This is a genomic window from Herbaspirillum sp. NPDC101397 (genome assembly GCF_044767325.1).
GTDB lineage: Bacteria > Pseudomonadota > Gammaproteobacteria > Burkholderiales > Burkholderiaceae_D > Herbaspirillum.
Window position 1 is genome coordinate 325,979 of sequence record NZ_JBIWNS010000004.1, and the last position, 23,411, is coordinate 349,389.

A 23,411-nucleotide genomic window follows, 5' to 3' on the forward strand; every position below is an offset into this window, starting at 1 on the left:
CGAGGCAGTGCCTCAGCCGGGCGCAGACACGACTGAGACGCTTGGCCGCCATCAACGGCGATGCGCTAATTTCCAGGATGCAATGTTCTTGCGATCTTTGCGACGCACCTGAATACGTGCGCGCAGAAATACTGTCAATAGATTGGGCCGAGGCGCAAAGATTCAATATGCCTGGCGGAGCAAGGCCGCATCAGCGCCCTGCCACGAACACCGGCGCCGCTTTGGGGCCGCCGCCCGGACTGCCGAGGGCGAGGAACTTGCGCGGATCCTGCGCCACGCCGCGGATGCGCACTTCGAAATGCAGGTGCGGTCCGGTGGAACGACCGGTGGTGCCGATGTCGGCCACGTGCTGGCCGCGCTTGACGATGTCGCCCACCTTCACGAACAGCTGCGAGGCATGCGCATAGCGCGTGATGATGTCGTTGCCATGGTCGATTTCCAGCATATTGCCGAACTGGTAATGGTATTCCGCCGCGATCACCACCCCGGCTGCTGCAGCGACGATGGGCGTGCCGGTCGAAGCCGGGAAATCGAGGCCTTCGTGGAATGCGTTATGGCCGGTGAACGGATCAAGGCGCCAGCCAAAGCTTGATGAGTTGTAGGCGACATTGACCGGCGGATTGGTCGGCAACAGGCGCGACTTGATCTTGTCGCTCATCAGCGTCGACTCCACCGCGTTCATGTAGTCGCCGCGATGACCGACGTCGACCGCCAAGGCATCCAGCATTTTCTGCAGCTCGCTCATGCCGAGTTCACGGCCGGGACCGCCGATGGACGACGTCTCGACGCCGCCGCGTCCCGGTTTGTCCTTGAAGTTGAACTCTTCCGGACGCACGCCCGCCAGGCCTTGCACGCGCTCGCCGAGCGCGTCGAGACGCATCAATTGGGCTTGCATTTCGCCAAGCTTGACCGCCATCACGGCGAGGTTTTCCTTGAGGTATTTGTCCTTGCGGTCGTCTTCCTGCTGCGTCATCGAGACCATCAGCTTGTGCAGCATCGGCGAACTGTCGCCGTCGGAAGCATGGCGCAACACCAGATACGACAGGCCCGCAGCCGAAGCCGCAATGCTCACCACCAGGAACAACAGCACCGCCACCACATGCCTGGAAGTCAGCGTGACCGACCGGGCGCGCGTGAAGCGCGGGTGCAGCAGAATAATTTGCATCTTTACTCCCTAGTCTCTCCTCCGCACGAGAGGAGATGTGATAAGGTTTAAAGATGAAGTATGCCTCCACATTTACCCCTTATCGCCGCGGCCCTTCAGCCGCGCAGCTGAGGCGCAGGCCGCGGGACGCGACAGATTTCTTGCGGGCGGATAATGCCATGGCGACCCTGATGCCAGCCATTACCCGCATGGCGTCGCTGCAAAAAAGTTGTGCAGCGATTCTGCCGGCTATTTTCCAATCGTGCGACGTCATGAATTTCGAAGGCGGTCAGCTGGTGCTGAGCATGCCCAATGCCGCGCTTGCAACCAAGCTCAAGCAACAGTTGCCGAAGTTGCAAGAACGCCTCGCCCAGGATGGATGGCAGGTTAATGCAATCCGCATCAAAGTACAAGTTGGCAAGAATTACGTGGTGCCGCCGACGCCGCGCCGGCAACTGATTTTGCCGAGCCTGGCGGTGTCGTCGTTCGCCGAGCTCAATAGTGCCCTCGAAGACTCGCCGCAGAATCAGGCCTTGAAGGCGGCACTGGCGAACATGGTACGTCGCAACACCGGCGTCAAATAGGAAGAAAACAGAAAGAAACCCGGCCTTGTTCTTGCTCTGGCGAAAGAACGGCGGCCGGATGGCAGGGGGAGAAAGAGGGCTTGAGGCTTGAGGCTTGAGGCTGGACGCTTAGTTCAGCGCCCACTCCTGCTTGGCCTGCATGACATACGTCTGCGGCGCCGACTCCAGCGTGTCGAACGTCACGATCTCGTAGGCATCCGGCTGATCCAGCAAGGCACGCAACAACTGGTTGTTCATGCCGTGGCCGGACTTGTGGGCATTGTAGCTGGCCAGCAGCGGATGGCCGATCAGGTACAGGTCGCCGATGGCGTCGAGGATCTTGTGACGCACGAATTCATTGTCGTAGCGCAAGCCGTCGGCGTTGAGGATGCGATATTCGTCCATGACGATCGCGTTCTCGAACGAGCCGCCGCGCGCCAGTCCCATGCCGCGCAAGGTCTCGACATCCTGCATGAAACCGAAGGTGCGTGCACGGGCGATTTCCTTGACGTAGGACTCGATGGCGAAATCGACTTCGGCGGTCTGGCCGGTGCCGTCCACTGCGGGATGGTTGAATTCGATGAAAAACTTGAGCTTGAAGCCGTTGTACGGCTCCAGGCGCGCCCACTTCTCCTTGGCGCCTTCGCCTTCGCGCACTTCCACAGGCTTCTTCACGCGGATGAATTTTTTGGCGGCGTTCTGTTCCTGCAAACCCGCTTGTTGCAATAGGAAAACGAACGACGACGCCGAACCGTCCATGATCGGAATTTCTTCGGCGGTCAGGTCAATGTACAGATTGTCGATGCCGAGGCCGGCGCAGGCCGACAACAGATGCTCAACGGTGGAAACCCGCGCACCGTCCTTCGACAGCACCGACGCCATGCGCGTATCGCCCACGCCGGTGGCCGATGCGGGAAATTCCACGACCGGCTCGAGATCGATGCGACGGAAGATGATGCCAGTGTCGACTGCCGCCGGACGCAGGGTCAGGTCGACCTTGGTGCCGGAATGCAAACCGACGCCGACGGTCTGGACGAGATTCTTGATGGTGCGCTGTTTTAACATCCCGACATTATAGCCAAGATGCCATCCGGCCTGCGGCCGGCTTGCGCACTGTTGCAAAAAAGTTCCGCACTGCAAAAAAACGTAAAAAGGCGCGGGGACGGCCCTTTCGGACCGCCTTCCGCGCCTTTCCTTTCAGACTGCGTCTGCCTGAAGCGGCAGATCAGCCCAACTGACCCAGCAGCGTCTCGGCGTTCGAGACTTCGAACTTGCCTGGCGCTTCCAGGTTCAGTTGCTTGACCACGCCGTCTTCGACCAGCATCGAATAACGTTGCGAGCGCACGCCCATGCCCTTTTCGGTCAGGTCGAATTCCAGACCCAGGGCCTTGGTCAGGGTGGCGCTGCCGTCGGCCAGCATGCGCACGGCGCCGGCGGCTTTCTGTTCACGGCCCCAGGCGCCCATCACGAACGCGTCGTTGACCGAGATGCACCAGATTTCATCGACGCCCTTGGCCTTGAACTGTTCCGCGTGCTGGATGTAGCCCGGCACGTGCTTGGCCGAACAGGTCGGCGTGAAAGCGCCCGGCAATGCAAACAGGGCGATCTTCTTGCCCTTGACCAGGTCGGATACCTTGAATGTATTCGGGCCGAGCGAGCAGCCTTCGGTTTCGGTCTCGATGAATTCAGCCAGGGCGCCTTCCGGCAGGCGATCGCCAACTTTGATGGTCATGATGATTTCCTTCTAATGAGTAATTCGGTAGTTCGGGAATGCCGCAGCGAGAGGCTGACAAGCAAATGGGCAAAAAAACGCCGCGCACAAAGGCGCGGCGCGCAGGCGATAGTATGCCTGTTTACAACGTCGGTTGCTGCTCGCCGAAACGTGCCGCAACCGACGCCTGGTGTTGCTTAGTCCGCTTGCTTGCGCAGGAAAGCCGGAATGTCATAGGTTTCCATGCCATTCTTTTCCAGCGCGCGCACGGTGTCGGAAGCCGATTCGCGACGCCATACCGCCGGCGCCTTCATGCCGCCAAAAGCTGCGCCGGTTTGCGCGCCGCCGTTGGCATTGTTCATCGTGCCGGTGCCGGCCATCATCGGTTCGTTGTGGGTACCGGTGCGCAGCATCGGGGTCTGCACCAGTTGCACCGACTTGCGTGCACGGCCCAGGCCGGTCGCCACCACGGTCACGCGGATGTCGTCGCCCATGCCGTCGTCGTACGCGATGCCTTGCGCGATCGATGCATCAGGAGCGGCGAAAGCACGCACGGTCGCCATGACTTCCTTGATTTCCTTACCCTTCAGGTTGCGGCTGGCGGTCACGTTGACCAGCACGCCGCGCGCGCCGGACAGATCGATGCCGTCGAGCAGCGGCGATGCCACTGCCTGCTCTGCCGCCACGCGGGCGCGGTCCACGCCGGAAGCGGTGGCCGTACCCATCATGGCCTTGCCCTGCTCGCCCATGATGGTCTTGACGTCGTTGAAGTCGACGTTGATGTGACCAGGCACGTTGATGATTTCAGCGATACCGGCGACGGCGTTGTTGAGCACGTCATCGGCATGACCCAGCCATTCGATCATGCTGTCATCTTCGTAGATCTCTTCCAGCTTTTCGTTGAGGATGATGATCAGGGAGTCGACATGCTGCCCCAGTTCTTCCAGCCCCTGGTCGGCGATGTCCATGCACTTCTGGCCTTCGTACGAGAACGGCTTGGAGACCACCGCAACCGTCAGCGCGCCCAGCGACTTGGCGACTTCGGCCACCACCGGTGCAGCACCGGTGCCGGTGCCGCCGCCCATGCCTGCGGCGATGAACACCATGTGCGCGCCGCGCAGTGCATCTTCGATGCGCGAGCGGGTTTCTTCCGCCAGGCGGCGACCGACTTGCGGCTGCATGCCCGCGCCCAGGCCGGTTTCACCGATCTGGATGACGTTGTCGGCCTTCGACATTTTCAATGCTTGCGCATCGGTATTGGCCACAATGAACTCAACACCGGACACGCCCCTGTTGATCATGTGCTGCACCGCGTTGCCGCCTGCACCACCCACGCCCACGACCTTGATGATCGTGCCGAGAGTGGCATTGTCGAGCATATTTATTTCCATGATGACTCCTTAAATATATGTATGTGCAGCTTGCAGTTGATAGGCATCACGCGGTGTGACGACTAGCAACTGAGAACTGCGTGTTGCTGATCCGAAGACTGAATAACTGAAAACCAAATTAAAAACTGAATACTGACTAATGCGACTGCTTAAAAATTGCCTAAAAACCATTCCTTCATGCGCTGCCAGATTGCCTTTACCGAACCCTCCTGCCGGGTCACGATGTACCCGCGCAGATACTGCTTTTTCGCTTCCAACAACAACCCCAATACGGTGGAATAACGTGGACTGCGCACCACGTCGGCCAACTGCCCGCTGTATTCCGGCGTCCCCAGGCGGGCCGGCTTGAGGAAAATGTCCTCCGCCAGCTCAATCATTCCCGGCATCATCGCGGAACCGCCGGTGAGGACGATGCCCGACGACAGCACCTCTTCGTAACCGGACTCGCGCACCACCTGATGCACTAATGCAAACAACTCTTCCACACGCGGCTCGATCACCGCCGCCAGCGCCTGGCGCGACAAGGTGCGCGGATTGCGGTCACCCAGGCCCGGCACTTCCAGCGTCTCGGTCGGATCCGCCAAAATCTGCTTCGCTACGCCGTAACGCAGCTTGATTTCTTCCGCTTCCAGCGTCGGCGTACGCAAGGCCATCGCAATGTCGTTGGTGATCTGGTCGCCGGCGATCGGGATCACGGCGGTGTGACGGATCGCGCCTTCGGTAAACACCGCCACGTCGGTGGTGCCGCCGCCGATATCGACCAGCACCACGCCCAATTCACGTTCATCCGGCGTCAGCACGGAATCGGCCGAAGCCATCGGTTGCAAAATCAAATCCGATACTTCCAGACCGCAGCGACGTACACACTTGACAATGTTCTGCACCGCCGACACCGCGCCGGTCACGATGTGCACTTTTACCTCGAGTCGGATGCCGCTCATGCCGATTGGTTCACGCACATCTTCCTGATTGTCGACGATGAATTCCTGCGGCACGGTATGCAGTAATTGCTGGTCGGTCGGGATGTTGACGGCCTTGGCGGTTTCGATCACGCGCGACACGTCCGCGGCACTGACTTCCTTGTCCTTGATGGCCACCATGCCGCTCGAATTGAAGCTGCGGATATGGCTGCCGGCGATACCGGTGTAGACGTTGCGAATCTTGCAATCGGCCATCAGCTCGGCCTCTTCCAGCGCGCGCTGGATCGATTCGACCGTGGCTTCGATGTTGACCACCACACCCTTCTTCAACCCCTTGGATTCGGACTGGCCCAGGCCGATCACTTCATGGCGTCCGTCCTGCAATACTTCCGCCACCACGGCCACCACCTTGGAGGTGCCGATGTCGAGACCGACGATCAGGTTTTTTGCGTCTTTTGTCATATCGTTCCGCTTATTTTTTCTTTCCGTTCAATGCAGCCAGTACCAGTCCATCCGCCTTCAGCGCCAGACCGTTCGGGTAACGCATGTCGACATTTTCAATCTTCTTCCCCTGCAGGCGATCCACCAGTTGTGGATAGACCGAGACCAGCCTGCCAATTCTTTCCTTCAGCGTGGCGTCGCTTTCAGCACGCCCCAGCTCCACCGTGAGACCGTTATCCAGCTTCACTGTCCACGCATAGCGGTTGGACAAGGCGACCGATTCCGGCTCCAGCTTGATCGGCGCGAACCAGTTGCGGAACTGGTCGAAACGCGCCACCACTTCCTTCTCGCTGCCGACCGGTCCGTCAAACTCCAGCAGGTCGCCGTCGTCTTCCGCCTCCGCCAGATTGGCGGTAAATACATCACCCTTGACCGACAGCAAACGGCCGTCGTCGCCCCAGGTACCGAGCGCGCGATGCTCTTCCAGCGTCACGATCAGCTTGTTCGGCCATTCACGCCGCACCATCGCCTTGCGTACCCACGGCACCGACTCGAACGCGGCACGCACTGCATCGAGGTCGGCGGTAAAGAAATTTCCCTTGATGCGCGGCACCGCGCTGGCGCGTATCGTCAGCGGATTCACCCGGCGCAACTGCTCCTCGGCCACGCCTTCGACGCGTATTGTCCTGAGCGTAAACATCGGCCGCTGCGCCAGCCACCACAGTCCCGACGCCAGCAATGCCAACGCCACCAGCGCCAGCAGGGCGTTGGTGGTTGCGTTGAGCATCTTGACGTCTTGCCACATGGTTGCGCCTTATCCTTTATCTGAAACGTCGGTATCTTTTGACGCATGCGATTTCCACGCGTCGGACGGCTTCAGGTCGAGCGCCGCGAACTTCAGAATCTCGTAGCACAAATCTTCATACGTCATCCCAGCCTGGCGGGCCGACATCGGCACCAGCGAGTGCCCGGTCATGCCCGGCGACGTGTTGATCTCCAGCAGGAACGGCTCGTTGTCGGAGGCGCGCAGCATGAAGTCGACGCGCGACCAACCGCGGCAACCGAGCGCGTTGTAAGCCTTCACCGCGAGTTCCTGGATGCGTTGCGTCAGTGCTTCGTCGAGCGGCGCCGGACACAGGTACTTGGTGTCGTCGGTGAAATACTTGTGCTGATAATCGTAGTTGCCTTCCGGCGCGCGGATCTCGATCACCGGAAAGGCTTTGGCCTTGTTGTCCCCGCTCGTGCCTTTGCCCATCACCGGCACGGTCAGTTCACGGCCGGTGACGAATTCTTCCGCCAGCACCACCGCATCGTATTGCGCGCACAGATCGAAACCTTCCTGCATGTCCGAATAGCCCGCCACCTTGGCGATGCCGATGGTCGAACCTTCATGCGGCGCCTTCAGCATCAGCGGCAAGCCGAGCACGTCCGGCACCTGGCGCAATTCTTCCCGCGGCGTGGAGGCGCTGTCGAGCACGATGAAGCGCGGCGTCGGCAAGTCGTGACCGATCCAGATGCGCTTGGTCATGACCTTGTCCATCGCAATCGAGGACGCCATCACGCCGGGGCCGGTGTAAGGAATGCCGAGTTGCTCCAGCGCGCCTTGCAGCGTGCCGTCTTCGCCGTAGCGACCATGCAGCGCGATGAACACGCGGTCGAATTTCTCCGCCGCCAGTTCCGCCAGGCTACGCTCGGCCGGATCGAAAGGATGCGCGTCGACGCCCTTGCTGCGCAGCGCCTTGAGCACGCCGGCGCCGGACATCAGCGACACTTCGCGCTCGGCGGAACGACCGCCGAACAGCACACCGACCTTGCCAAATCCGGCAGCTTGATTGATTTGATTCATCACGCCCCCTGTCCTTGACCTTGACCCTGTGCCGCCAGCTTGGCCGGCACGCCGCTGATCGAGCCGGCGCCCATGGTCATGACGACGTCGCCGTCTCGCACTACATTCAGAATGGTTGCCGGCATGTCGGCGATGTCCTCGACGAACACCGGCTCGACCTTGCCCGCCACGCGCAAGGCGTGCGCCAGCGCGCGGCCGTCGGCGGCGACAATCGGCTGCTCGCCGGCGGCGTAGACTTCCGCCAGCACCAGCACGTCGGTCGTCGACAGCACCTTGACGAAGTCTTCGAACAGGTCGCGCGTGCGCGTATAGCGATGCGGCTGGAACGCCAGCACCAGGCGACGGCCGGGATAAGCGCCGCGCGCTGCGGAAATGGTGGCGGCGGTCTCGACCGGATGGTGGCCGTAATCGTCCACCAGCGTGAACGAACCGGCTGGCCTGCCGGCGGCGTCCTGCAGCTGCACATCGCCGTAGCGCGTGAAGCGGCGGCCGACGCCGTTGAATTCGGTCAGCGCCTTTTGCGTATCGGCGTCGGCGACATCGAGCTCACGCGCAATTGCCACGGCGGCGCAGGCGTTCTGCACGTTGTGCATGCCGGGCTGGTTCAGGCTCACCTGCATCGGCTCATAGCCGTCCTGGATCACGGTGAATTCCATCTTGCCGTCGACGGCCTTGGCGTCAATCGCCCGGATATCGGCGTCTTCATGGAAGCCGTAGGTCAGGATCGGCTTGGAAATCATCGGCATGATTTCGCGCACGTGCGGGTCGTCCAGGCACACCACCGCGACACCGTAGAAAGGCAGGCGCTGGGTGAACTCGACGAAGGCCTGCTTGAGCTTGGCGAAATCGTGGTTGTAGGTTTCCATGTGATCGGCATCGATGTTCGTGATGACTTCGATCACCGGCGTCAGGTTCAGGAACGATGCGTCCGACTCGTCCGCCTCGGCCACGATGAAGTCGCCCGAGCCGAGCTTGGCGTTGGCGCCGGCGCTGGTCAGGCGGCCGCCGATGACGAAGGTCGGATCGAGTCCACCCTGCGCCAGCACGCTCGCCACCAGACTGGTGGTAGTGGTCTTGCCGTGCGTTCCGGCAATTGCGATGCCCTGCTTCAGGCGCATCAGCTCACCCAGCATCACCGCGCGCGGCACGATGGGGATATGTTTCCTGCGCGCCGCCACCACTTCCGGATTGTCGCCCTTGACCGCAGTCGAGGTGACGATGGCGTCGGCGTTTTCAATGTTCTCGGCCGCGTGACCGTAGAGGATGCGCGCGCCCAGTTGCGCCAGGCGTTGCGTGGCCGCGTTGCTGCCCAGATCCGAGCCGGACACGCCGTAGCCCAGATTCAGCAACACCTCGGCAATGCCGCTCATGCCTGAGCCGCCAATACCGACGAAGTGAATATTCTTAACCCGATGTTTCATTGCTTTACCAGTCTTTCCAGCACCTGCGCAATCGCCTCATTGGCGTTGCGCCTGCCTTGTTCATATGCCGCCAGCGCCATTTCCAGGCAGGCAGGCCGATCCATTTTTTGCAGCAACGCCGCCAGGCCGTCCGGCGTCAGTTCTGTCTGCGGCAAATGCACTGCCGCCTTGTTTTGCGCCATCCATTTGGCGTTGTCGCGCTGATGCGAAGTCGTCGACGCCACCAAAGGCACCAGCACGCTGGCGACACCTGCCGCCGTCAGTTCCGACACGGTGATCGCACCGGCGCGGCAGATCACCAGGTCGGCGTCGGTGTAGCGGCGCGGCATGTCGTCGATGAAATCCACCACTTCCGCATCCACGCCCGCCTGCGCATACGCCGCACGCAAGGCCTCGATATGCTGCTTGCCCGACTGGTGCGTCACCAGCGGACGCTGATCCGCCGGCATCTTTGCCAGCGCGGCCGGCACGCATTCATTCAATACTTTCGCCCCCAGGCTGCCGCCCACCACCAGGATGCGCAGCCGGCCGTCGTGAGCGGCATAACGCGTCGCCGGCAACGGCAGCGCCAGGATTTCCTTGCGCACCGGATTGCCGGTGACTTCCGCCTTGGCGGCCGCCTTGCCGAAATCGGCGGGAAAACCGAACAACACCTTGTCCGCCAGCGGCGCCAGCGTCTTGTTCGACAGCAGCAAGGCCGCGTCGGCGTTGACCAGCGCCAGCGGCACGCCGCGCAGGCGCGCCATCGCGCCGCCCGGCACCGTCACGTAACCGCCCATGCCCAGCACCACGTCGGGCCGGCGCTTGCCGATGATGCCGTAGCAGGCGCCGAAGCTCGCAATCATTCTCCACACGCCCTTGACGGTATGCATCAGGCCCTTGCCGCGCAGACCGGCGAAGACGATGGCATCCATCTCGACGCCGTGCTTGGGCACCAGCTCGCGCTCCATGCCGTGCGTCGTGCCCAGCCAGGAAACCTGCCAGCCGCGCGCACGCATGGTGTCGGCGATCGCCAGGCCCGGGAAGATATGCCCGCCGGTGCCGGCCGCCATGATCAGAAGGCGCTTGCTCATAGCCGTCCTCCCCGCATCAGCACGCGGTTTTCATAGTCGATGCGCAGCAGAATCGCCAGGCCGACGCAATTGATCAGCACGCCGGAGCCGCCGTAACTCATCAGCGGCAAGGTCAATCCCTTGGTCGGCAGCAAGCCGAGGTTCACGCCCATGTTGATGAAGGTCTGCACGCCGATCCAGATGCCGATGCCCTTGGCGACCAGGCCGGCAAAAGTCAGGTCCAGTGCGATCGCCTGGCGGCCGATCTCGAAGGCATGCTTGATCAGCCAGTAGAACAGCAGCACCACCACCAGCACGCCGGCAAAACCGAGTTCTTCACCGATCACGGCCAGCAAGAAGTCGGTATGTGCTTCCGGCAGATAGTGCAATTTTTCCACGCTGCCGCCGAGGCCGACGCCGAACAGTTCGCCGCGACCGAAGGCGATCAGCGAGTGCGACAACTGATAGGCCTTGCCGAGCGCGTTCTCTTCCACCCACGGATTCATGTAGGCAAAAATCCGTTCGCGCCGCCATGGCGACAAAATGATCACCAGTGAAAATATCCCCACCAGCGTGGCGCCGATGCCGCCGAACCAGACGCCGTTGATACCGCCCAAAAACAGGATGCCCATGGCGATGCAGACGATCACGCCGAAGGCGCCTAGGTCGGGTTCCAGCAGCAACAGCAAACCGACCACGCCCACCGCCAGCGTCATCGGCATGAAGCCCTTGGTCAGCTTGTGCATCACTTCCTGCTTGCGCACCGTGTAATCGGCGGCGTACAGGACGATGAACAGCTTCATCAATTCCGACGGCTGCAGATTGAATACCTTGAACGACAACCAGCGCTTGGCGCCGTTGACGCCCTTGCCGATGCCCGGGATCAACACCATCGCCAGCAGGATCAGCGTGCCCACGAACAGATACGGCGCCAGCTTTTGCCAGGTCTCGATCTTGATGCGGAACACCAGCAGGCCGGCCAGCAGCGAGACGCCGATGAACATGGCCTGGCGGATCAGGAAATGCGCCGTCTTGTAGTTCGCGTACTTGGGCGAGTCGGGCAAGGCGATCGACGCCGAATACACCATGACCATGCCGAACAGCATCAGCAGCAAGACCACCCACACCAGCGGCTGGTCGTACTCCATCATGCGTGAACGCTGCTCGATACCGCTGATACCCTTCAGGCTGCCGCTGTTGCTGCCCGCGCGCGCACTACCGCGCACGCCAGGTTCATCCTTGGCGCCGAACCAGCCGGTGATCGAGGGCAGCGTCAGTTTCATCACATCACCTCGCCACGCGACAAGGCCAGCTCACGCACGGCGTCAACGAAGACTTCGGCGCGATGCCCGTAGTTGCGGAACATGTCGAAACTGGCGCACGCCGGCGACAGCAGCACGGCGTCGCCGCCCTGCGCCATGGCGCCGGCTTTCTCGACGGCTTCTTCCAGCGTTGCGCAGTCGATCAGTTCGACGCCGCTGTCAGTGACGGCGCTGCGGATCGCTCCGGCATCGCGACCGATCAGGAACACGGCGCGGCCGTATTTCGCCAGCGGTTCGGCCAGCGGCGCGAAATCCTGCCCCTTGCCTTCGCCACCGGCGATCAGCAACAGGCGATTCGGTTTGCCGCCGTGGCCGAGGCCATTGAGCGCGGCAACAGTAGCGCCGACATTGGTGCCCTTGCTGTCGTCGTAATATTCGACGTCCTGGATGGTCGTAACCAGCTCGACGCGGTGCGGCTCGCCGGTGTACTCGCGCAGGCCGTGCAGCAGCGGCGCCAACGGCAGGTCGACGGCGCGGCACAACGCCAGCGCGGCCAGGCCGTTGAGCGCATTGTGCAGGCCGCGAATGCGCAAGGCATCAGCGGGCATCAGGCGCTTGAGCTGGAATGGCTGCTCGACCACTTCCTTCGGATCCTTCTTGCGGCGGCGGCCTTCGGGCTTTTCTTCGTCTTCGATGGCGGCGGCGTTGGCCAGCCACAGCATGCCGTTTTCATCGACCAGGCCGAAGTCGCCGGCTTTCGTCGGCTCGCCCATGCCGAAGCTGGAAACGGTCGCGCCCGGCTTGGTCATCTGCATGACCAGCGGATCGTCGCGGTTGAGCACGCGCACGGTGTTGTCGCCGAAAATCTTCGCCTTGTCGGCGGCGTAGGCGTCCATGTCGCCGTGCCAGTCAAGATGGTCCTGGGTCACATTGAGCACGGTCGCGGCGCTAGGCTGCAGGCTGTGCGTCGAATGCAACTGGAAGCTCGACAGCTCCAGCACCCAGGCTTGCGGCAGAATGCCGGTGTAGACTTTTTCGGGTTCCGGCGGCGGCAATTCGAGTTGCAGCGGCGTCGTGTCTTCCTCGTCGACAGATGCAACTTCCGGCATGGCCGACGCTTGTTCGAACTCATCCTGCGCCGCTTGAACCTCTGCGTCGGCGATGACCTCTTGCTGCGCGTCACCTTCGACCGTGGCCGAGTCTGAGTCTGAGTCTGAGTCCGCATCCGCGTCAGGATCCGCGGATGCCTCGACGCTCAGCACGGCGTCGCCCCCGATCAGCGCCGCCTGTGTCGCCGGTGCGTTTGCTTCTTTCAATTCATTTGCGGCTTCGTCGATCGCAGCCTGCAATTCAGCCGCTTCTTCCTGCTCGCGCAACTCCATCTGCGCCGACGCGGCTGCTGCGAGTGCAGCCTCTTCGGCCGCCTTCCGCTCAGCTTCGGCCGCCTCGATGGCAGCTTGCTGTGCAGCTTCCGCGGCCAGCTTTTCCGCTTCCACGGCATCGGCTTCGGCCTGCAAAGCTGCCGCTTCCTGTTCAATGCGCAATTGCTCGGCAACTACCTTGGCGTGTGCTTCGTCGTCGATCAGCGCCTGGCGCAGGACGTCCAGCACGGCCGGGCTGATGTTGCCGGCGACCTTGGTGGTCAAGCCGGCGCGACGGCACAGCATGCCGGTCAGGCTGGTGACGGTGGTCTTGCCATTGGTGCCGGTGATGGCCAATACTTTCGGCGCGTAGGCGCGCTCTTCGCGCAATGCCGCCAGGGCTTGCGCGAACAATTCCATTTCACCCCACAGCGGGATGTTGCGTGCGCTCGCGGCGGCGGACACGGCCGCCAGTTCGCGTCCGGGCGCCAGGCCGGGACTGACGGCAACGAAGTCGACGCCGTCCAGCAAACCGGCCGACAAGGCTTGGCCGCCGACGAATTCAATATCGCCGGACACTGCGCGCAATGCCGCCAGACGCTCGGCCACGGCCTGCTCGTCGCGGGTGTCGGCCACACGCACGCGCGCGCCGCAATGGACCAGCCATTGCGCCATCGCCAGACCGGATTCACCGAGTCCGAGCACCAGAGCGTGTTTATCGACGTAATTCATTCTTTATTACCTGAGTCTTTCTAAAGTGACCTGCTCAACGCAACTTCAGCGTCGACAGACCGAACAGCACCAGCATCATCGTGATGATCCAGAAGCGCACCACGACTTGTGTTTCTTTCCATCCTTTTTGTTCATAGTGATGGTGCAAAGGCGCCATCAGCAGAACGCGTTTACCGACGCCGTAGCGCTTCTTGGTGAACTTGAAATACGCCACCTGGATCATCACCGACAGTGTCTCCACCACGAAGATGCCGCCCATGATGAACAGCACGATTTCCTGGCGCACGATCACGGCGATGGTGCCGAGCGCACCGCCCAGCGCCAAGGCGCCGACGTCGCCCATGAACACTTGCGCGGGGTAGGCGTTGTACCAGAGAAAAGCCAGTCCCGCGCCGGCCATCGCACCGCAGAAAATCAGCAATTCGCCTGCGCCCGGAATGTGCGGGATAAACAGATATTTGGCGTAGCTGGCGCTGCCGGTCAGGTAAGCGAAGATGCCCAACGCACCGCCGACCAGCACGGTCGGCATGATCGCCAGGCCGTCGAGACCGTCGGTCAGGTTGACGGCGTTGCTGGTGCCGACGATGACGAAATAGGTCAGCGCGATGAAGCCCCACACGCCCAGCGGATAGCTGACGGTCTTGAAGAACGGCACGATCAGGTCGGCCTTGGGCGGCAGGTCGAGGTTGAAGCCCGACTGCACCCAGGCGAAGAACAGATCCAGCACCTTCATGTTGCTGACTTCGGACACCGAAAACGCCAGGTAAAACGCCGCCACCAGGCCGATCAGCGACTGCCAGAAATACTTTTCACGCGAACGCATCCCGTTCGGATCCTTGTAGACCACCTTGCGGTAATCGTCGACCCAGCCGACGGTGCCGAAGCCCAAGGTCACGATCAACACGATCCAGACGAAACGATTGCTGAGATCCGCCCACAGCAGCGTGGAAATGCCGATGCCGATCAGAATCAGCACGCCGCCCATGGTGGGCGTGCCGGATTTGATCAGGTGCGTTTGCGGACCGTCGGTGCGCACTGCCTGGCCAACCTTGAGCAAGGTCAGCATGCGGATGACCGCCGGACCGGCGACGAGGCCGATCAACAGCGCCGTCAGCGTCGCAAACACGGCGCGGAAGGTGATGAAGTTGAACACGCGCAGGAAACTGAAATCCTGCTGAAAATTCTGAGCCAGCCAAAGCAGCATGTTAATGAGTCTCCTGGTGAAGTGGCGCCCCGGTCTGCAGCTGCGCCCCGACCAAATGCTGCACAACGCGTTCCATCTTCATGAAACGCGAACCTTTTACCAACACCGTCGCGGCGGCGACGGCAACCTCCTCGGTTGCGGCGCCGATGGCGTCGACGGTGTCGAAATGGCGCGCCGGGAATGCTGTCCCCGGCGTGCTGTTGTATGCCTCGATGGCGTCGCGCATGGCGTCGCCGAAACCGAAGAAATGCTCGATGCCGCGTTCGCGCGCATAGACGCCGATTTCGCGGTGGAATTTGGGGCCTTCGTTGCCGACCTCGCCCATGTCGCCCAACGCCAGCACGCGCGGCGCGGCGGTTTGCGCCAGCACGTCGATGGCAGCGCGCACCGAATCCGGATTGGCGTTGTAGGTGTCGTCGATCACCAGCGCACCGCTGGCAGCGGTCTTGCGTTGCAGACGGCCGTTGACCGGCGCGAAGGCTTCCAGTCCGCGCACGATGGCGGCGGCGGCGATGCCTGCGCCCAGCGCGCAGGCGGTTGCGGCCAGTGCATTGCGCACGTTGTGCTCGCCGACGGCGGCGAGCTTGATGCCGAATTGTTGCGCGCGGCCGCCGATGTTGGCGTTGACGGCGATGGCGCTGCCGAATTCACGCACCTGATACGTGGCGCTGACGTCGGCATCCGGATTGAGGCCGAAGCTGATGACCGGACGCGCGCCGGCGAGCTCGCGCCAGACCCAGGCGTAGTCGTCTTCAGCCGGGAACACGGCGACGCCGTCGGCAGGCAAGGCGGCAAACACGGCGCCGTTTTCACGCGCCACGGCTTCGACGGTCGCCATGAATTCCTGATGCTCACGCTGGGCATTGTTGACCAGCGCCAGCGTCGGTCGTGCAATCTCGGCCAGCACGGCGATCTCGCCGGGGTGGTTCATGCCGAGCTCCACCACTGCAGCCTGGTGCTGCGGCTGCAGGCGGAACAGCGTCAGCGGCACGCCGATTTCATTGTTGAAGTTGCCGCGCGTAGCCATGCTGCGCTCCTCGCCGAAATCGGCGGCGAGAATCGAGGCGATCATTTCCTTGACCGTGGTCTTGCCGTTGCTGCCGGTCACGGCGATCACCGGCAGCTTGAATTGCTGGCGCCAGTGACGTGCGATCTGCCCCAGCGCAACGCGGGTGTCGGGCACGACGATGGCGGGAATCTTCAGATCGGCCGGAACGTGCTCGACCACCACTGCAGCGGCACCTTGCGCAGCGACCGCTTCAAGAAAATCATGCGCGTCGAAACGTTCGCCGCGCAAGGCGATGAACAGGTTGCCGGGCACGACCGCGCGGCTGTCGGTGGTGGCGCCGTTGATGGACACATCAGCCAATGCACCGGCGTCGTTGTGCACGGCTGCGCCGTCCAGCCACTGCTTCAATTGTTCAAGCGTTGCTTTCATCACGCGCCCCCCATCATCGTGGCGCGCGCAGCCAATGCCAGCGCGACGTGGTCGGCGTCGAGGAAGGGATATTTCTTGCCGGCGATTTCCTGGAAGGTCTCGTGACCTTTGCCGGCCAGCAGCACGACGTCCTGCTTGACCGCGTGACGCACGGCCCACAGGATCGCGCCGGCGCGGTCCGCCAGTACATGCGGCGTCAGTCGCGTCATGCCGCTTTTGATATGCGAAATGATGACGGCAGGATCTTCACTGCGCGGATTATCGCTGGTCAGGATCACGTGATCGGCCAGCTCGGAGACTGCCCCCATTTGCGGACGCTTGCCCGGATCGCGATCGCCGCCGCAGCCAAACACGCACCACAGTTCACCGCCGCGCTGGTTGGCGACCTGGCGCAAGGCGAGCAAGGTCTTTTCGAGCGCATCCGGCGTGTGGGCGTAGTCGATCACGATCAACGGCACTTCCTGGCCGCCGAACTGCTGCATGCGTCCGGGCACGGCCGTCAGCGTTGCGATCACCGCCAGCGCGGCGTCCCAGCCGGTACCCTTGGCCAGCATCACACCGAGGATGCCGAGCACATTGCTGACATTGAATTGTCCCACCAGTTGCGTCTTGACCTGGCCGGTGCCGAACGGCGACTCGATGTGAAAACTGGTGCCGGCATTGGTGCTGCGGATCGCCGAGGCGCGCAGCACGGGCACGGCTTCCAGCGCCTCATCGACGGTGGCGTCGCCCAGCGAATAACCGATGATCGGGATGTTCTTGGCCTGCACATAAGGAATCAGGCGCTGTCCCATCTGGTCGTCCAGATTGATGACGGCATGCTGCAGACCGGGTGAGTCGAACAACTGAATCTTGGCCGCTTCATAGGCGATCATGTCGCCGTGGTAATCGAGATGGTCGCGGGTGAAATTGGTGAACAGCGCAACGTCCACGTGCAGACCGTTCATGCGGCCCTGGTCGAGACCGATCGACGATGCTTCGATCGCCAGAACCGACGCGCGCGCGGTGCGCAGATCGGACAGCTTGCGTTGCAGCAGCACCGCGTCCGGCGTGGTGTAGCCGGTAACGTCGAAGGCATGCGGCTTGCCGTCCTGGAACATGCCAACACCCAGCGTGCCGACTACGGCTGCAGGTGCGCTAACGCCTTGCAGGCGCGACAGCGCCATGCCGAGCCAGTACGAGCACGACGTCTTGCCGTTGGTGCCGGTCACGGCGACGGTAAACATTTCCTTGTCCGGCTGCCTGTAATAGGCATTGGCGGCGAAGCCGGCCAGGTGCTTGAGTCCGCGCACACCGAGGTGCGGCACGCCGCCTTGTGCTTCATCCCAATCATGGCCAGCTTCTTCATAGACCACGGCAGCAGCGCCGCGCTCGACGGCGTCGGCGATATAAAGACGACCATCGGCGCTGTCGCCGGGATAGGCAAAGAAGATATCGCCGGCCTGCACACGACGCGAGTCAGCAGTCAAATTCGCGCCCGCGACGGCGACGCCCTGCAGCCAGGTCACGATTTTTTGCGCGGAAAGCATGGTCGCAGGCATTACATGCTCTCCTCTAAGGCGTCTTTTGGAATGATGATGTTGGTCACGCTGGAATCCGGTGCGACATTGAGCGCACGCAAGGCGTTGGCCGTTACGCTGGCGAAGACGGGACCCGCGACAGTGCCGCCGTAGTGGTTGCCGGCGCTGGGTTCGTCCAGCATCACGGCAATGATCAGGCGCGGATCGGACATCGGCGCGATGCCGACGAAGGACGACACATATTTCTTCACGTACTTGCCGCCCTCGATCTTGTATGCGGTACCTGTCTTGCCGCCGACACGATAGCCGGGCACCTGAGCCTGCGGCGCGGTGCCGCCGGGCGCCACCACGGTTTCCAGCATGCGGCGCATCTGCAATGCGGTGTTTTCAGAAATCACGCGCTGGCCGATCGGCGAATCGTTGACCTTGGTAAACGACAAGGGAATCAGATCGCCATTGCGGGCAAAGATCGTATAGGCATGCGCCAGCTGGATCAGCGAGACCGAAATGCCGTGGCCGTAGCTCATCGTCGCCTGTTCAATCGGACGCCACGCCTTGTACGGACGCACCCGACCGGCGACCGCACCCGGGAAGCCGAACTTGGGTTGCTGGCCGAGGCCGACGTTGGTGAACATTTCCCACATTTCCTGGGCCGGCATTTCCAGCGCGATCTTGGCAGTACCGATATTGGAGGACTTCTCGATGATCTGCGCGACCGTCAGCGGTCCGTGCGCGTGCGAGTCGCCGATGGTGGCGGTGCCGATGGTCATCTTGCCTGGCGAAGTCTGGAACACCGTCGACGGTGTGACGCGATGCGTATCCAGCGCCAGCGCCACGGTAAACGGCTTGAGCGTCGAACCCGGTTCGAAAGTATCGGTCAGCACGCGATTGCGCAGCTGCGCGCCGGTCAGCACCGAGCGGTCATTGGGGTTGTAGGTCGGCAGGTTGGCCAGCGCCAGCACTTCGCCGGTACGCGCGTCAACCACGATGATGCCGCCGGCCTTGGCCTTGTTCTTCTCGACCGCTTCTTTCAGTTGCGTGAAGGCGATGTACTGGATCTTGCTGTCGATCGACAGCGTCAGGTCCTTGCCGTCGTGCGGCTCGCGCACGGCTTCGATGTCTTCGACGATGCGGCCGAGGCGATCCTTGATCACGCGACGACTGCCGGTCACGCCGGCCAGGGTTTTCTGCGAGCCGAGCTCCATGCCGTCCTGCCCGGTGTCTTCGACGTTGGTGAAGCCGACCACGTGGGCCATGACTTCGCCCTCGGGATAGAAGCGCTTGTATTCCTTACGGGTCTCGATGCCGGCGATGCCGAGCTTGACGATCTTGTCGGCGGTGTCCTGCTCGACCTGACGCTTCAGATAGACGAAGTTGCGGTCGGAGTCGAGTTTCTTGCGCAATTCGGCATCGCTCATGCCAAGCAATTTGGCCAGATCGCGCAGCTTGTCCTTGGGCGCTTCCTGAACGTCGTCGGGAATCGCCCAGATCGCCTTGACCGGCACCGACGACGCCAGCACCTGGCCGTTGCGGTCAGTGATCTTGCCACGCGTGGCCGGCAATTCAAGCGTACGCGCGTAGCGCGACGCGCCCTGCTTCTGCAGGAAATCGGTGGACATGCCCTGCAGCCACAAGGCACGGCCGGCCAGGGTCAGGAACGCCATGAACAGCACGAACAGCACCACGCGCGAACGCCAGGCCGGCATCTTGACCTGCAAGACCGGGCTGGCAGAAAAGGCAACGCCGCGCGAGGCGGCGACGCGCCCTCCGGCGACGTTGGTGCGTGGCGGCATGCGGGTCATTTGTCCCTCACCGTCAGATACTGCGTTCGCTCGGGGGTGAGCGACACCATATTAAGATCGCGCCGCGCCAGCGCTTCGATGCGGGAATTCTTGCCCAGCGTGGATTGGTCGAGTTGCAGTTGCGCCCAATCGATGTCGAGCTGGCGCGCGGAAGACTGCGCGCGTTCCAGTTCGATGAACAGGCGGCGCGCCTGATATTGGGCGTTGACCAGCGACAGCGCGCACAGCACCAGCACCACGGTGACGGCGAAGCTCAGGCGGCCGGTCATGATCCTGCCTCGACAGTACGTTCGAGCGTACGCATCACGGCGGAGCGGGCGCGTGGGTTGCCGGCGACTTCGGCGTCGCTCGGCTTGATGCGCGGATGGAGTTTTGCCAGGGGTTGCGGCAGGTCGACCGCACGAATCGGCAGGCGGCGGTCAGGCTGCGGCACATGGGCTTTGGATGCCATGAACTGCTTGACGATGCGATCTTCCAACGAGTGAAAGCTGATCACAACCAATCTCCCATACTGCGCCATCTGCCGAAATGCTTTTTCCAGTCCTATCTCGAGTTCTTCAAGCTCTTGATTGACGAAAATCCGTATAGCCTGAAAGGTACGAGTGGCCGGGTCTTTGCCTTTCTCGCGGGTTTTGACGGCTTGTGCCACGAGCGCGGCAAGCTGTCGTGTGGTTGAAATTGGCTCGACTGCCCGGCGAGCAACAATCGTCTTTGCAATCTGAAGAGCAAACCGTTCTTCCCCATATTCTCGTATCACCTTTGCTATCGTCTGTTCGTCCGCCGTTGCCAGCCACTCCGCTGCAGACACGCCGCGCGTGGTATCCATGCGCATGTCCAGCGGGCCATCGAACCTGAAACTGAAACCCCGCGCCGCGTCGTCCACCTGCGGCGAAGAAATACCCAAATCCATCAGCACGCCGTCGACCTGCGTCACGCCGTGCTGCGCCAACGCCTCATCGAGCGTCGCAAAACTGTCGTGCACGATCGCGAAACGCGGATCGGCAATGGTCTGCGCCGTGGCGATCGCCATCGGATCCTTGTCGAACGCGATCAGTCGTCCGCGCGCGCTCAGTCGCTCAAGGATCTTGCGGCTGTGGCCGCCGCGGCCGAAAGTGCCGTCCAGATAAACGCCGTCGGCGCGCACACCTTCGATCGCCAGGGCATCTACCGCTTCATCCAACAACACCGTACGGTGCTGCAAATCGGGCACCGATTGCAAAGTCATCGCGTCGTGCCGTCAGAAGGAAAAGTTGCTCAACACGTCCGGCATGCCCGCTGCAACAGCTTCCGATTCGTTCTCGGCCAGCTTGGCGGCATCCCAGATTTCAAAATGGCTACCCATACCCAGCAACATGACGTCGCGTTCCAGTCCCACCGCCGCGCGCAATTCCGGCGCGATCAGGATACGACCGGCCGAATCGAGCTCGACGTCGGAGGCATTGCCGAGGAAAACCCGTTGCCAGGCGCGCGCCGACATCGGCCAGGCAGCGATCTGTTCACGGTGGCTTTCCCAGGTCGGACGCGGGAAAAACAGCAGACAGCCGTGCGGATGGCGCGTCAGCGTGACCCGCCCTTCGCACTGAACCGCCAGGGCGTCACGGTGCCTGGCCGGAATAGACATCCGTCCTTTGGCATCGAGATTGATTGATGACGCGCCCTGAAACACTGTGTTTGACCCTCTTTGCTGTCGCTGTTGGCATGCTTGAAACCAGCGTTCCGATGCAAGGAATTCGAAAATACCCCACAAAAAAACACTTTTTCACACTGCCGCCCACTTTAGAGGATGCACTAATACAGGTCAAGCGATATTCAGGGGTGAAAACAGGGATTTTTTTAATAAAGTCAAAGACTTAGCGCACTTACTTAAAATGCATCTAAAAGCGCTTTTTCGTCCAAAATGAAGGACTTAGGAAATTAATTGAATGTTCCACTTGAGATATACACATGTGTTTATCTCAAATTCCGCATGGGTTCTGGAGGGGAGGCCGGTCTGAAAACAAGCGAACGGCTAAGGAAGGGATTTTGCAGGCAATCAAAAAACATCAACACAGGCGAGCACGAAAACCTGACCGGAACATCATCGGAATTTTCCGGCTGCCGCAGTATGCCTCAAAAAACCAGGTGAGAAAAAATTCGCGGCGACAAAAAACAGAAATGCAAACGCGAAAAAACATCCAGTGCGCATCGCGTTTCTTTCAATCCTGTGAAATTCACATGAAATAGATCATCACAATTCAATTAAACATCAGATGGGGCTTGCGGAGTAGGCGCATTCCAATGCTAAAATCTCGGCACCTTAACAGTGAAAGGAATTTTAAAGTGAACAAATCCGAATTGGTCGATGCAATCGCTGCTGATACTGAAATCTCGAAGGCTGCTGCACAACGTGCCCTGGACTCCGTCGTTGAAAACATCATCAAGGCAGTTACCAAGGGCGACACAGTGCAACTGGTCGGTTTCGGTTCTTTCTCCACAGGCAAGCGCGCTGCTCGTACCGGCCGTAACCCACAAACTGGCGAAGAGATCAAGATCGCTGCTGCAACTACAGTGAAGTTCTCCGCTGGTAAGTCGTTCAAAGAAGCAGTGAACAAGAAGAAGAAATAATTGTTCGATTTGAATGCTGTGAACCTGGAGTTCACGGCATTCAAATACATTGTTTTTCGCCGCGATCCTGCACGTCGGATCGCCGGTTTTCCCCTCCTGCAGTCCCCTCCCCCCATATATCAAGACCAAGCAGTCACGTTCAGCCAGCCAAACCGGCCTGCTGCCTGCGCTTTTGCCTACCCTTATGCCTGCGCGAATGAGATGTCGACCTTGCCGATGTTTTGCAGCAGGGCATTGACGCTGCTGCCCTTGTCGGCAAACAGCAAGCCCGTACATGATCCCGTGGTCACGAATTGACCCGCCCTGATCCCGCCGCAACGCTCGCACAGATGATTGACCAGCCAGGTCACCAGCGGCCAGATATCGACCACCGGATTGCCGCCAACGGTTCTGGCGACCTCCAGGCCATTGAAATACAGTTCGGCATGCTGGATGCTCTGGTCAATCTGGCCGAGGTCGCTACGGCCCGGACCGTAGATGAACGCGCAATTACTGAGCGCGTCGGCCAGCCCCGCCAACGGGTTGGCGGCCGGATATTCGGTATAGCGCGACGACACCAGCTCAATCGCCGGATGCACCGTGGCCACCGCCGCCACCACTTCTTCTTCGCTGTACGGTGTGCTGCGCGGCGGCAGGTCGTGCTTCATGCGCAGCGCGATCTCAACCTCGATGCCGCGTGCGCCGGCGGTCAGCAGGTCAAAGAAATGATAGGGCGCAGCGAAGATGAACTGTGCCGGCATCGGTGCGCAGCTCGGTTGTGCGCCCGGCGCCTTGGCGCCGACCTTCCAGCCGCCGACCTCGCCCAGCGCTGCGGACACCTGGTCCTGGATGGCATAGGCTTCGGCGGCGTCGGCCGGAACGTACTCGTCGGGCAAGCGCGCCAGCGCCACTTCATGATTGCGCGCGGCCAGCAACAATGCGGCCGCGGCCTTGATTTTCTGCGAGTCTTTTTGCTTGTCCATAACGTACTTGATGATGAAAGCGCGTCCGCAAGCGGAC

General features: G+C 61.5%; 21 protein-coding genes. 2 read left to right on the forward strand and 19 right to left on the reverse strand.

Annotation, left to right across the window (positions count from 1 at the left end):
• Positions 1-190 precede the first annotated feature (190 nt).
• Positions 191-1,165, reverse strand: coding sequence for a M23 family metallopeptidase (locus ACIROW_RS12015; RefSeq protein ID WP_402275615.1), 975 nt, complete (start codon positions 1,163-1,165; stop codon positions 191-193).
• A gap of 53 nt (positions 1,166-1,218) precedes the next feature.
• On the opposite strand from ACIROW_RS12015, the gene ACIROW_RS12020 reads away from it, so the two are divergent.
• A complete protein-coding gene (locus tag ACIROW_RS12020; protein WP_402275617.1) occupies positions 1,219-1,728 on the forward strand; it encodes a DciA family protein in 510 nt (169 codons plus the stop codon).
• A gap of 108 nt (positions 1,729-1,836) precedes the next feature.
• Here ACIROW_RS12020 and lpxC read toward each other — a convergent pair whose 3' ends face one another.
• From lpxC to mraZ, 17 genes are all read right to left on the reverse strand, one after another.
• A complete protein-coding gene (lpxC, locus tag ACIROW_RS12025) occupies positions 1,837-2,772 on the reverse strand; it encodes a UDP-3-O-acyl-N-acetylglucosamine deacetylase (RefSeq protein WP_402275619.1) in 936 nt (311 codons plus the stop codon).
• 160 nt (positions 2,773-2,932) lie between these two features.
• A complete protein-coding gene (locus ACIROW_RS12030) occupies positions 2,933-3,439 on the reverse strand; it encodes a peroxiredoxin (RefSeq protein WP_402275622.1) in 507 nt (168 codons plus the stop codon).
• Positions 3,440-3,615: 176 nt separating this feature from the next.
• Complete coding sequence (ftsZ, locus tag ACIROW_RS12035) at positions 3,616-4,809, reverse strand: cell division protein FtsZ (RefSeq protein ID WP_402275624.1); 1,194 nt, start codon at positions 4,807-4,809, stop codon at positions 3,616-3,618.
• 149 nt (positions 4,810-4,958) lie between these two features.
• A complete protein-coding gene (ftsA, locus tag ACIROW_RS12040; RefSeq protein WP_007878109.1) occupies positions 4,959-6,191 on the reverse strand; it encodes a cell division protein FtsA in 1,233 nt (410 codons plus the stop codon).
• A 10-nt stretch (positions 6,192-6,201) separates the two neighbouring features.
• Positions 6,202-6,975: a cell division protein FtsQ/DivIB gene (locus ACIROW_RS12045; protein WP_402275626.1), complete on the reverse strand. Its 774-nt coding sequence runs from the start codon at positions 6,973-6,975 to the stop codon at positions 6,202-6,204.
• A 9-nt stretch (positions 6,976-6,984) separates the two neighbouring features.
• Positions 6,985-8,016 (reverse strand): D-alanine--D-alanine ligase, encoded by a 1,032-nt coding sequence (locus tag ACIROW_RS12050; protein WP_402275628.1) that lies wholly within the window; start codon positions 8,014-8,016, stop codon positions 6,985-6,987.
• On the reverse strand, positions 8,016-9,437 hold the full coding sequence (gene murC, locus ACIROW_RS12055) for a UDP-N-acetylmuramate--L-alanine ligase (protein ID WP_402275630.1): 1,422 nt from the start codon (positions 9,435-9,437) through the stop codon (positions 8,016-8,018). Before murC ends, ACIROW_RS12050 begins: the two co-directional genes overlap by 1 nt.
• Positions 9,434-10,510, reverse strand: coding sequence for an undecaprenyldiphospho-muramoylpentapeptide beta-N-acetylglucosaminyltransferase (murG, locus tag ACIROW_RS12060; RefSeq protein WP_402275633.1), 1,077 nt, complete (start codon positions 10,508-10,510; stop codon positions 9,434-9,436). The genes murC and murG overlap by 4 nt, the downstream gene beginning before the upstream one ends.
• On the reverse strand, positions 10,507-11,772 hold the full coding sequence (ftsW, locus tag ACIROW_RS12065; RefSeq protein ID WP_402275636.1) for a putative lipid II flippase FtsW: 1,266 nt from the start codon (positions 11,770-11,772) through the stop codon (positions 10,507-10,509). The genes murG and ftsW overlap by 4 nt, the downstream gene beginning before the upstream one ends.
• On the reverse strand, positions 11,772-13,844 hold the full coding sequence (murD, locus tag ACIROW_RS12070; RefSeq protein WP_402275638.1) for a UDP-N-acetylmuramoyl-L-alanine--D-glutamate ligase: 2,073 nt from the start codon (positions 13,842-13,844) through the stop codon (positions 11,772-11,774). The genes ftsW and murD overlap by 1 nt, the downstream gene beginning before the upstream one ends.
• A 34-nt stretch (positions 13,845-13,878) precedes the next feature.
• Entirely contained in the window at positions 13,879-15,048 is a 1,170-nt protein-coding gene (mraY, locus tag ACIROW_RS12075) for a phospho-N-acetylmuramoyl-pentapeptide-transferase (protein ID WP_016835724.1), read from the reverse strand.
• Position 15,049: 1 nt separating this feature from the next.
• Positions 15,050-16,486 carry a UDP-N-acetylmuramoyl-tripeptide--D-alanyl-D-alanine ligase gene (murF, locus tag ACIROW_RS12080; protein ID WP_402275641.1) on the reverse strand — a complete coding sequence of 479 codons (1,437 nt, stop codon included), beginning with the start codon at positions 16,484-16,486 and terminating at the stop codon, positions 15,050-15,052.
• Complete coding sequence (locus tag ACIROW_RS12085; RefSeq protein WP_402275644.1) at positions 16,486-18,027, reverse strand: UDP-N-acetylmuramoyl-L-alanyl-D-glutamate--2,6-diaminopimelate ligase; 1,542 nt, start codon at positions 18,025-18,027, stop codon at positions 16,486-16,488. Before ACIROW_RS12085 ends, murF begins: the two co-directional genes overlap by 1 nt.
• On the reverse strand, positions 18,027-19,808 hold the full coding sequence (locus ACIROW_RS12090) for a peptidoglycan D,D-transpeptidase FtsI family protein (protein WP_402275646.1): 1,782 nt from the start codon (positions 19,806-19,808) through the stop codon (positions 18,027-18,029). The genes ACIROW_RS12085 and ACIROW_RS12090 overlap by 1 nt, the downstream gene beginning before the upstream one ends.
• The gene (gene ftsL / locus ACIROW_RS12095) at positions 19,805-20,077 is read right to left on the reverse strand and encodes a cell division protein FtsL (protein WP_402275649.1); all 273 of its coding nucleotides are present in this window, start codon (positions 20,075-20,077) and stop codon (positions 19,805-19,807) included. The genes ACIROW_RS12090 and ftsL overlap by 4 nt, the downstream gene beginning before the upstream one ends.
• On the reverse strand, positions 20,074-21,033 hold the full coding sequence (rsmH, locus tag ACIROW_RS12100) for a 16S rRNA (cytosine(1402)-N(4))-methyltransferase RsmH (RefSeq protein ID WP_402275652.1): 960 nt from the start codon (positions 21,031-21,033) through the stop codon (positions 20,074-20,076). The genes ftsL and rsmH overlap by 4 nt, the downstream gene beginning before the upstream one ends.
• Positions 21,034-21,045: 12 nt before the next feature.
• Entirely contained in the window at positions 21,046-21,474 is a 429-nt protein-coding gene (gene mraZ / locus ACIROW_RS12105) for a division/cell wall cluster transcriptional repressor MraZ (protein WP_402275655.1), read from the reverse strand.
• 653 nt (positions 21,475-22,127) lie between these two features.
• Between mraZ and ACIROW_RS12110 the strand changes: the two genes are divergently transcribed.
• A complete protein-coding gene (locus ACIROW_RS12110; protein WP_007880659.1) occupies positions 22,128-22,412 on the forward strand; it encodes an HU family DNA-binding protein in 285 nt (94 codons plus the stop codon).
• A gap of 182 nt (positions 22,413-22,594) precedes the next feature.
• On the opposite strand, the gene ACIROW_RS12115 is transcribed toward ACIROW_RS12110, so the two are convergent.
• Complete coding sequence (locus ACIROW_RS12115) at positions 22,595-23,374, reverse strand: 2-keto-4-pentenoate hydratase (protein WP_402275659.1); 780 nt, start codon at positions 23,372-23,374, stop codon at positions 22,595-22,597.
• Between the last annotated feature and the right edge of the window lie 37 nt (positions 23,375-23,411).